The organism is Aphanothece microscopica RSMan92, assembly GCF_046613545.2.
Taxonomy (GTDB): Bacteria; Cyanobacteriota; Cyanobacteriia; order PCC-6307; family Cyanobiaceae; genus NIES-981.
Window position 1 is genome coordinate 1 of sequence record NZ_JBKKKY020000087.1, and the last position, 9,361, is coordinate 9,361.

At 68.0% G+C, this 9,361-nt stretch carries 11 protein-coding genes; 8 read left to right on the plus strand and 3 right to left on the minus strand.

All coding sequences use genetic code 11. The features are described from left to right. Window positions 1-194 precede the first annotated feature (194 nt). The 3 genes from ACLD7X_RS15130 to ACLD7X_RS15140 all read left to right on the plus strand — a co-directional run bounded on the left by ACLD7X_RS15130 (window position 195) and on the right by ACLD7X_RS15140 (window position 3,185). Window positions 195-338 carry a hypothetical protein gene (locus ACLD7X_RS15130; protein ID WP_411424496.1) on the plus strand — a complete coding sequence of 48 codons (144 nt, stop codon included), beginning with the start codon at window positions 195-197 and terminating at the stop codon, window positions 336-338. Window positions 339-547: 209 nt separating this feature from the next. Then, window positions 548-1,576, plus strand: a complete 1,029-nt coding sequence (locus tag ACLD7X_RS15135; protein WP_411424497.1) for an extracellular solute-binding protein — start codon at window positions 548-550, stop codon at window positions 1,574-1,576. 10 nt (window positions 1,577-1,586) lie between these two features. Continuing rightward, a complete protein-coding gene (locus tag ACLD7X_RS15140) occupies window positions 1,587-3,185 on the plus strand; it encodes an ABC transporter permease (protein ID WP_411424498.1) in 1,599 nt (532 codons plus the stop codon). A gap of 9 nt (window positions 3,186-3,194) precedes the next feature. Here the strand turns inward: ACLD7X_RS15140 and ACLD7X_RS15145 are convergent, their stop codons facing one another. Together ACLD7X_RS15145 and ACLD7X_RS15150 are read right to left on the minus strand one after the other, a co-directional pair. After that, window positions 3,195-3,335 (minus strand): hypothetical protein, encoded by a 141-nt coding sequence (locus ACLD7X_RS15145; RefSeq protein WP_411424499.1) that lies wholly within the window; start codon window positions 3,333-3,335, stop codon window positions 3,195-3,197. A gap of 71 nt (window positions 3,336-3,406) precedes the next feature. Beyond that, a complete protein-coding gene (locus ACLD7X_RS15150; protein ID WP_411424500.1) occupies window positions 3,407-4,006 on the minus strand; it encodes a Crp/Fnr family transcriptional regulator in 600 nt (199 codons plus the stop codon). Window positions 4,007-4,223: 217 nt separating this feature from the next. Here ACLD7X_RS15150 and ACLD7X_RS15155 point away from each other — a divergent pair, with 217 nt between their 5' ends. From ACLD7X_RS15155 to ACLD7X_RS15175, 5 genes are all read left to right on the plus strand, one after another. Next, window positions 4,224-4,766, plus strand: coding sequence for a hypothetical protein (locus tag ACLD7X_RS15155; protein WP_411424501.1), 543 nt, complete (start codon window positions 4,224-4,226; stop codon window positions 4,764-4,766). Continuing rightward, window positions 4,766-5,839, plus strand: coding sequence for a hypothetical protein (locus tag ACLD7X_RS15160; protein ID WP_411424502.1), 1,074 nt, complete (start codon window positions 4,766-4,768; stop codon window positions 5,837-5,839). Before ACLD7X_RS15155 ends, ACLD7X_RS15160 begins: the two co-directional genes overlap by 1 nt. A 255-nt stretch (window positions 5,840-6,094) precedes the next feature. Beyond that, complete coding sequence (locus ACLD7X_RS15165) at window positions 6,095-6,571, plus strand: hypothetical protein (protein WP_412006856.1); 477 nt, start codon at window positions 6,095-6,097, stop codon at window positions 6,569-6,571. Further along, entirely contained in the window at window positions 6,571-7,542 is a 972-nt protein-coding gene (locus ACLD7X_RS15170; RefSeq protein WP_411424504.1) for a hypothetical protein, read from the plus strand. The genes ACLD7X_RS15165 and ACLD7X_RS15170 overlap by 1 nt, the downstream gene beginning before the upstream one ends. Window positions 7,543-7,633: 91 nt before the next feature. Beyond that, on the plus strand, window positions 7,634-8,617 hold the full coding sequence (locus ACLD7X_RS15175; RefSeq protein ID WP_412006855.1) for an RNA-binding protein: 984 nt from the start codon (window positions 7,634-7,636) through the stop codon (window positions 8,615-8,617). 19 nt (window positions 8,618-8,636) lie between these two features. Here the strand turns inward: ACLD7X_RS15175 and ACLD7X_RS15180 are convergent. After that, window positions 8,637-9,361 (minus strand): hypothetical protein (locus tag ACLD7X_RS15180; protein ID WP_411424506.1); only part of this gene is annotated, 725 nt, incomplete at its 5' end.

A 9,361-nucleotide genomic window follows, 5' to 3' on the forward strand; every position in this document is an offset into this window, starting at 1 on the left:
GGCCGTCGCCGGCGCCAGCTTCGCGATCGTGCGCCGGGCAACCCCACGCCTGGTCCTGGCCGTGTCGGTCCTGCTCACCCTGACGGGTGGGCTGCTCGCCCTCGCTCCCCTGGCCTGATCCCGTCTGATCCAGCCACCGTCGCTACACCAACCCCAGCCAACCCGGCTAGCGTTGGCGGACTCAACTGGGCGCCATGGTCGATTTGCTCCTCTACGCCGGCGTCCTGGCCCTGTGCGGTCTGGCCCTGTGGCTCACCACTGATTCGGATGACGACAACGGCGGCGGCGGCCTGATGCAGCCGGCTCTGGTCCCCGTGCGCGTCCGCCGCTCCGACTGAGAAGCCACTGAGCACCCACCCAGCCGATCAGAGTTCCCGCAGCCAGGGCACGTGACACAAGGCACGTAGCAATTGTTACTCCCTGCTGCGTCGTTTGAACGTCTTCCTTTTCCGAGTGATCCCTAGTTTCTGGCCAGTCAACGGTGCCGTGGCACCACCTGGTCATGAAACTGTTTCGGTCTTTGATGCTCCTGGGCGCTGCCACGGCGATGGCGGCCACCATCAGCGGCTGCAGGGGGTCCGGTGACTCCAGCCAGGGCGACCCGCAGGCCGGCGATGCGGCTGCCCCTGCCGGCAATCAGGAGATCGGCGTCTATTCCGGTCGTCACTACAACACCGACAAGGAGCTCTACAAGGAGTTCACCCGCCGCACCGGCATCAAGGTCAATCTGCTCGAAGGCAAGGACGATGCCCTGATCGAGCGGGTGAACAGCGAGGGGGCCAACACTCCCGCCGACCTGCTCGTGCTGGTCGACGCCGCCCGGCTGGATAAGGCGAACCGGATGGGTCTGTACCAGCCCACCCGCTCCGAGGCGCTGGACCGGGACGTGCCGGCCAACCTGCGCGATTCCCAGGGGCGCTGGTTCGGCCTCACCCGCCGGGTCCGGGTGGCCGTCGTGAATCCGAAGGTTGCCGACCCGGCCAGCATCCGCACCTACGCCGATCTGGCCTCTCCGGCCCTCAAGGGCAAGCTCTGCCTGCGCAACAGCAAGAGCGTGTACAACCAGTCGCTGGTGGCCGATCAGATGATCCAGCGGGGTGAGCCCGCCACCGGGGACTGGGTGCGGGGCATGGTGGCCAACACCACCCAGCCGTTCTTCACCTCGGACACCCCGCTCGCCCGGGCGGTGGCCAAGGGCGATTGCGGTGTGGGGGTGGTGAACACCTATTACGTGGCCCGCATGCTCTCGGGCACCAACGGCGCCGAAGACAAGGCCCTGGCCAGCCAGCTCGTGGTGGTGTTCCCGGACCCTGCCCACGTCAACATCAGTGGCGCCGGTGTGACCCGCCATGCCAGGAACCCCGAGGCGGCCCGCCAACTGCTCGCGTTCCTGGCGTCCCCCAGCGGCGGCAAGGGCTATGCCGAGGCGAACCATGAGTACCCCCTGCAGGGCTACGGCAACAACGCCGTGCTCAAAGGCTTCGGCACCTTCCGATCGGACGGTGTCTCCGCCGAGCAGATGGGGGCCAGGAACAAGGCCGCCGTGGACCTGATGCAGGCCAACGGCTGGAAGTGATCGGCTGGACGTGATACTCAGTCGTTGTGATGCACCCGAACGGCTGAGCCGCTCCCCCGTCGCCACCGCCTTCCCTCCGGCAGCCCTTCCCCAGCGCTCGGCCCTCCGTGCTGGGGTGGTGCTGCTCTCCCTGCTGGCCCTCCTGCCGGTGCTGGCCCTGGTGGCGTTCGCCGCCCTGGGGGGAGGTCTGGGCCGCCTGGATCTGGGCCCCGACGCCGCCGAACAGCTGGGCAACACCGTGCTGCTGCTGCTGGGGGTGGGCGTGCTGGGGGCGGGGCTGGGCACAGCGAACGGCTGGCTGACCGCCAACTGCCACTTTCCCGGTCGACGCTGGTTGCGGATCGCCCAACTGGTGCCCCTGGCCACCCCGGCCTACCTGCTGGCGGCTACCGCCATCGACCTCGGCAGCCGGATGAGCTGGCGCATCCACGGCCTGGGCTGGGCCGTGGTGGTGCTCACCCTGGCGACCTACAGCTACGTGTTCCTGCTCAGCACCGAGAGCTTTTCGGTGAGCGGGCGCCGCCAGCTGGAGGCCTGCCGCTCCCTGGGGATCGGCCCCTGGGGCAGCTTCCGCCGGGTTGCCCTGCCGATGGCCCTGCCCGCCATCGGCGCCGGCATCGCCCTGAGCGGCATGGAGGTGGTGAACGAGCTGGGGGCCGTGGAGTTGCTGGGGGTGCCGACACTCTCCACCGGGATCCTGCAGCGCTGGCAGAACGACGGGGATCCCCAGGGGGCCGTGGGCCTGGCCCTGGTGGCCCTCGCGATCGTGAGCCTGCTGGTGGGGGCCGAGCGGCAGATGCGCCGCCGCAGCCGCCGCTGGCTGACCGGAGGACGCGGCGAGGGACTCACCCCCTGGGAGCTCGGCGGCTGGCGGGCGGCCCTCACCCAGCTGCTCGCCCTGATCCCGCCGCTGGCCAGCCTCGGCCTTCCCCTGCTGTGGGCCTGCCTCAGCTGGGATCAGCTGCAGCAGGAACCGATCGACGAACTGCTGTGGCTGGGGGGCCGCAGCCTGGCTCTGGCCCTGGTGGCGGGCGTCGTGACGATGGCGGTCGGCCTGCTGCTGGCCATCGCCAAGCGCTGGATCGCCCAACCGCTGCTGCAGCGGCTCACCTTCATCGCCGGCATGGGCTATGCCGTGCCGGGCACGGTGCTCGCCCTGGCCCTGATGCTGATCGGCGGACCGCTGCAGCTGAGCCCGCTGCTGCTGCTGCTGTGGGGCTATGGCGACCGCTTTCTGGCCGTGGGCAAGGAAGGGCTGGATGCCGGTCTGGAACGCATTCCCCCGAGCGTGGACGAAGCCGCCACAGGCCTGGGCTGCAGCTGGCTGCAGGTGCTGCGCCGCATTCACCTGCCCCTGCTGCGGGGCCCGATGCTGGTGGGGGTGCTGCTGGTGTTCGTCGACACAGTGAAGGAGCTGCCCCTCACCTTCTCCCTGCGCCCGTTCGATTTCGACACGCTCTCGGTGCGTGTGTACCAGTACGCCAGCGATGAGCGGGTCGGGGCTGCTCTGGTGCCGGCCCTGCTGATCCTGGCCCTGGGACTGGCCGCCGCGCTGGCCCTCGTTCCCAGTCTGGAAACGGGCTCAGGGCAGGACGGGGACAGCCCTTAGCACGCCCTCCTAGTCGCGACCACAGCGGCACTTGCCGCCCTTCCAGTGGGAGCACTTGTTCTGCTTGCAGCCCTTCTTCTTGGGCTGGCTGGGACCGCGACGCTCGGCGAACTCGGGCGTGTCGTTGGCGGGACCGATCGGCTGGGTCATGGCAGGGAAAGCCGGAAAGGGGAGGAGGGCAAGGGAGGTCGGGAGCCGGAGGTTGGGCCCCGGTCGCAGGCTCAGGCGGCGCTGGCCAGCGGTGCTGATTCGACCAGCGAGGGAGCCAGACGCAGGCCCGGTTCACCGGAGGGCACCTCGATCAGCTCGGCCTGGCGGATGCGGGACATCAACCGGGTGGTGGTCACCCGGGTGGTGCCGATGAGCTCCCCGATGCGCTCATGGGTCAGGCGGAAGGGGAGATCGCACCAGCTGCCGCAGCGCCGCCCCATGCGACGCACCAGCAACCCGAGCAGGGCATGGAGGCGCTGTTCGGCACTGCCGAGGTGACGGATGCGCAGCAGCTGCAAGGTCCATTCGTTGACAGGATCCATCCCGTCGCCGGGCTGCCGCTCGGTGTCGGCGCGAAAGCACAGGGGGGTGAGGGCCTCCACACAGACCCCCTCACTGCAGAGCCGGTCAGTGATGAGCTGATCCCCCGTCTGCAGGAACGCCAGGGTCATGCCCTCGGTCTCCTCACAGGGGCAGTACACCCGCGCCACGCCATCGAGCACTTCGATGCAGCCACCGCCGAAGCGACGGGAAGGATCGAGCAGCACGGACTGGCCCTGCGGCAGGCGCACAGCGCTGGAGGCGACGTCGGGAGGGGAGCGGAAGGGCATGGCCGCGGCGGAGCCTATTGCGAATGACTCGCAAACTAAACAAGACCGCCGCCCTTTTGCAAGCGATTCTCAATAGCGAGTATCAGCTGCGAGCGGCGCAGGGCCTGTGCCGCCTCTCTGGAAGCCTTCGTGCCAAAACCCATCGGTGGGCTGACAGCGCTCCCCGCGATGTCAACACTGAGGAGGTGTCCCGCCTTCCGTTAGGGATTGACTCGATATGCCGAGCCGCACCACGTTCTCCCACCCCAGTGATCAGAACCGCCCAGGCCGACCGTTCCTGCTGGCCGCCTCCGCCTGCACGCTGGCGGCGCTCACCTCCTCCCTGGTGATCAGCCCGGTCCGGGCGGCCACCACCGAGCTCTACACCCTGGAAACCACCTGCACCATCAAGGGCGGTCAGCCCCAGCCCTGCATGGTGAAGGCGATGGACGATGAGGAGGAGGCCGTCACCACCTACATCCACACCATCGGCAAGTCGGTCTTCACGATCCGGGTTTCCGAAGCTCCTCTCACCATGAGCGCGATGGCTCCCGGCAGCAGCGCCTGGAAGAACCTCACCTCAGCCGGGGCCCGCTTCTCCACCAACACCATCTGCTTCAACGACCGCGATCTCTGTGTCGTGAACCCGAATTTCCTCAACAGCGTGCGGGAAGAGAACCCCAACGCCTCGGCCGGCCGCGACCTGGTGGGCGTGAAGTTCGGCGATGACGGCCGGGTGGTGGTCACCTGCTGGGACGAAGGCTGTGAGGAGGTGAAGTGATGCGGCGATCACGCACGGTGTTCGGCCTGTTGCTGGCAGGCGTGCTGGCCCTGCCGGGCCTGCCGGCCACGGCAGCCCTCGACGCTGCCGTCAACCCCACAGCCACGGCCAGTGAGCCCGAGCTGCTGGCCCGCAAGGGCGGCGGCGGGCACAGAGGCGGGGGCGGGCACAAGGGCGGTGGGCACAGAAGCAGCCGCTCCTCGAAGGGCCGCAGTGGCTTCAAGAGCAGCAGCTCCGGCCTCAACCGAGGCTCCAAGAAACCCAGCGGCGGCTACAAGAAGAACGCCCGCTCCAGCGGCAGCCCCTCGCTCAACCGCAAATCGGCGAGCGGGTCCAGCTCAAGAACCCGCACGGCCGGCAGCGGCGACCGCAACCGCAGCGGTTCGAACCGCACGGCCTCCAACCGCACCAACAGCCAGCGCGACGGCAACCGCAATCGCGACGGCAACCGCAACCGCGACAACGTCCAGAACCGGCGGGACGACCGCACGGCCAACCGGGGCGATCGGCGCGACAACCGGGGCGATCGCTTCGATGACCGCCAGGGCCGCCGCGACGACCGTTATGACAGCCGCCGGGACCGGCGAGACGACCGCTTCGATCGGCGCGGCGACCGCTGGGATGACCGCTGGGATCGGCGCAACGACCGCTGGAACGACCGCTGGGATCGCTATCCCGGCTGGGCACGCCCGGGCTGGGGCTATTCCAGGCCCTGGAACTACGGCTGGTACGGCGGCTGGTCCCGTCCGAGCTGGGGCTGGTGGGGTGCCAGCGCTGCCGCCTGGGGGGTCAGCACCCTGGCCACGGCGGCTGTGATCAACTCGGCGGTGGACAACGCCGTGACCAACCACACCACCTACATCGTGGTGCCGAACAGCGACTACAGCCTCCTGTACGGCACCGTGGAACCGGTGGGCACGCAGGCGGTGTCGTTCGAGGCCATCTCGGGGGACAACGCGGTCACGATGCAGGCCAACTGCGAACAGGGCACGCTGAACGGCAGCACACCCAACAGCGCTTCGGAGGCCGAACTCCTGAACGCCGCCTGTCAGGTGGCCTACGGCTCGGTCTGAGCGGCGCGCGCAGCCTCTGAGCAACGCACACAGCTGAAGTCAGGATCCCGACCTGCCGTCACTCCGACGGCAGGTCTTTTTTTCGTTTTCTGTCGTTTTCTGTCGCGACATTCAATCCAGGGGTGTCACCTCGACATCGGGTGTCCACGCTGAAAACAAGGCCCTTCACCGATGCTCCGGAGTCACCGCGCCATGCAGCACCACGTTCCTTCGCCTGGATCCCCGGTACCCCTCACCCCAGCTGCAGCAGCGGCGATGAAGGTGGCCGGTGTGGCGGCAGGGGCGGCGACGGCGCTGACCATGACGCTGCTGCCGGGGCCGGCCCTCGCCGAGGTGCTGTACACCCTCGACACCCAGTGCAGCCTCCAGGAGGGTGCTTCCCAAGCCTGCACGGTGGAGGCATCCGAAGAGGATGGGGTGACCCTCTACCGCCACACGATCGGCACGCGGGTGGAACTGATCCGCATCAGCGAGGACCCCACCCGGATGAGTCGGTGGGACCCCGCCAGCAAGACCTGGATCTCCCTGACGTCAGCCGGTGCATTGCTGTCGAGCAACACGGTGTGCTTCAACGGCCGGGATCTCTGCGTGGTGAATCCCAACTACCTCAACAGCATCGTGGAGGAGAAGCCGGAGGTGTACGAAGGCCGCGATCTGGTGCGCGTGAAGTTCGGCCCGGATGGACGCGTTGATCTGAGCTGCTTCGACGCGGCCTGTGAGGAGGTGAAGTGATGAAACGGCCCCTCTCCGCCTTCGGTCTGCTGCTGGCCGCCGTGATGGCCATGCCGGCCACCCCGTCCCTGGCGGCGTGGGAGTCACCACCGCCAAGCCAGGAGAGCAACGAGCTGCTGGTGCGCAAAGGCGGCGGCAAGGGAGGAGGTGGGCGATCCCGAAGCAGCCGCTCCAGGGGCAACCGCAGTGGTGGCAGTCGCCGGCACTCCTCGTCCAGGAAGGGGCAAACAGGTTTCAAGCATTCGGGATCGAGCATGAATCGGGGCTCCAAGAAGCCCAGGAGCGGCTGGAGCAAGTCGTCGAAGAGCAAGGGCAGACCCTCAATGAACCGCTCCAGCAAGAACACCGCGGGCCGGCGCGATGGGAACCGCAATGTGAACCGCAACACCAACCGAAATGTGAACCGGAATGTGAACCGCAACGTCAACCGGAACCGCAGGGTCGACCGAAACCTCGATCGCCGCGGCAGCAACCGCCGTGCCTACAACCGTGGCTATGACCGCGGTTACAACCGCGGTTACAACCGGGCCAATGACCGCTGGCGGCGCTACGACCGCGGCTACCGCTACCGGGGCGGCTGGGCCCGGCCCGGCTGGGGGTATGCCCGCCCCTGGAACTACGGCTGGTACGGCGGCTGGTCGAGCCCCAGCTGGGGTTGGTGGGGAGCCAATGCGGCCGCCTGGGGGGTCACCACCCTGGCGACCGCCGCCATCATCAATTCGGCCGTGGACAACGCCGTGACCACCAGGTCCGAGGTGATCGTGGTGCCGAACACCGATTACGAGCTGTACTACGGGTCGGTGCAACCCTCCAACAACGAGGCGGTGACCTTCCTGGCCAAGGCCGACGATGGTGATTACGAGATCACCGCCGACTGCAAGGCCGGCACGATCGACGGCCAGCAGCCCAGCAACGCGTCGGAGGCCGAACTGCTGAATGCCGCCTGCCAGGTGGCGTTCGGGTCGGTCTGACGACCGCCCCCCACGGCCAGGGAGGGCCATGGGGGGCGTCTATAAGAAGCCTGCCCCTATCTCTCCCCCTGGGGGCAGCACGTTCTTCTTCATGCGCTCGTCCCGCCTGGCCAGCCTGGCCCTGATCAGCCTCCCCCTCGCCTGGATGAGCGCCGGCGCCGATGCTGTCCACGCCGAGGAGGCCCTGCCCGTCGCACAGCAGACCCTTTCGGACTCTGAAGCCGAACCAGCCGAGCCGGAGACTGAGCCCATGGCAGGCCCGGACCCAGCAGAGGACCCGGCAGAGGACCAGGGAGAGGACCCAGCTGAAGCACCGCAGGCCGCCAGCGCCGATCCCAGCAACGACTGGCGTGGAACGGTGGAGATCTACGGATTCGCCCCCCTGCGTGCCACGGGCAGCGTGACGATCCGCGGCTTCGAGAGCGAGGTGGATTCAGACCTGGGCGACATCCTCTCCGCTCTCGACTGGCTCACCTTCGTGCGGGGCAGCGTCGAGAAGGGGCGCTGGGGCCTGCTCACCGACCTGAGCTACGTGAAGCTCTCCGGGGAGGACGGCCGCACGGGGCGACGCGGCCTCTTCACCGGCAATGCCGAGGTGTCCACCACCCAGGGGATCTATGACTTCGCCCTGCGGTATCGCTTCGGATCACCGGAAACAGCCATCGCCAAGCCAGGCCAGTACAGCTTCATTCCCTACGCAGGGGTGCGGGTGCTGGATATGGGCCTCGATGTGCGGGCGGAGATCCGCGAAATCGATGGGGATCGGCGCCTGGGGCGGGATCGCTCCTTCGACCGCACCTGGGCCCAGCCGCTGCTTGGCGTCCAGGCCACCTACTTCCTCTCCCCGAAACTCAGGGCCTTTGCCCGAGCCGACATCGGCGGCTTCGACTTCTCCGGCGCCAAGGATTACAGCGGCAATGCCCAGCTCGGCCTGGGCTATGCCGTGGGCAACAACACCGATATCACCCTGTCGTGGCGCTACCTGGGCATCAACTACAGCAACGGGGATGAGCGGCCCAGCGGACTGCGCAGCTATCAGAACGGCATCGAAATGGGGGTGAAGTTCTTCTTCTAGTGCTCCCCGACGGTCGGCCTCAGCGGGCGAGTTCCCGCTTCTGCCAGCCGAGAAACAGGGTTGACACGATCACGGTGATCAGCACGTAGCTGAGGATGCCTGGGATCAGTTCGGGCAGGATTGTCCTGGGGGCATAGCTCAAGGCAAGATCCGCCGCCAGGCCCGTGTTGCGCATGCCGGTGACCAGCGCCACGGTGCGCCTCTCCAGGGGATCCCGGCCGGCCAGGCCGTAGCCGACGGCCAGGCTGAGCACACTCAGTGCGGCCATCGCGGCCAGACCCACCCGGTTCTGCAGGAGGAACGGCACCAGCTGACGGGCACTCAGCGCCAGCAGAACCACCAGCATCAGGACCAGCAGCAGGGTGGCGAGCTTGCCGAGCACCCCGCTCCAGCGCTGAGCCCATTCGGGCTGCCACTGGCCCAGCAGCACACCGGCGAGCACCGGCAACACCTGCACCTTGAGAACCTGCAGCGCCACTCCGGCAGGGTGGATGTCCCAGCCATCCACCTCCCAACCCTGCGCGCCCGCACCGGCCTTGAACACGATCGCCATCAGCGGGATGGAGAGGATGGCCGCCAGGGCAGCCGCAATCTGGAGCCTTGCCGCAAGCTCGGCCGTGCCACCGCTGCTGCGCACCCGGAACAGGATGAGCGGGGCGCTGGGACACACCAGCATCAGGGCCATGGCGGCCCAGGCGGGTCGTGTGAGAAGCTCCTGGAGGGGCAGAAGAACGAGAGCCAGGC

Excerpts from the sequence above, each read along its gene's own strand:
- ACLD7X_RS15130 (WP_411424496.1), top strand. The coding sequence starts at position 195 with ATGGTCGATTTGCTCCTCTACGCCGGCGTCCTGGCCCTGTGCGGTCTG.
- ACLD7X_RS15135 (WP_411424497.1), top strand. The coding sequence starts at position 548 with ATGGCGGCCACCATCAGCGGCTGCAGGGGGTCCGGTGACTCCAGCCAG.
- ACLD7X_RS15145 (WP_411424499.1), bottom strand. The coding sequence starts at position 3,335 with ATGACCCAGCCGATCGGTCCCGCCAACGACACGCCCGAGTTCGCCGAG.
- ACLD7X_RS15150 (WP_411424500.1), bottom strand. The coding sequence starts at position 4,006 with ATGCCCTTCCGCTCCCCTCCCGACGTCGCCTCCAGCGCTGTGCGCCTG.
- ACLD7X_RS15155 (WP_411424501.1), top strand. The coding sequence starts at position 4,224 with ATGCCGAGCCGCACCACGTTCTCCCACCCCAGTGATCAGAACCGCCCA.
- ACLD7X_RS15160 (WP_411424502.1), top strand. The coding sequence starts at position 4,766 with ATGCGGCGATCACGCACGGTGTTCGGCCTGTTGCTGGCAGGCGTGCTG.
- ACLD7X_RS15165 (WP_412006856.1), top strand. The coding sequence starts at position 6,095 with ATGAAGGTGGCCGGTGTGGCGGCAGGGGCGGCGACGGCGCTGACCATG.
- ACLD7X_RS15170 (WP_411424504.1), top strand. The coding sequence starts at position 6,571 with ATGAAACGGCCCCTCTCCGCCTTCGGTCTGCTGCTGGCCGCCGTGATG.
- ACLD7X_RS15175 (WP_412006855.1), top strand. The coding sequence starts at position 7,634 with ATGCGCTCGTCCCGCCTGGCCAGCCTGGCCCTGATCAGCCTCCCCCTC.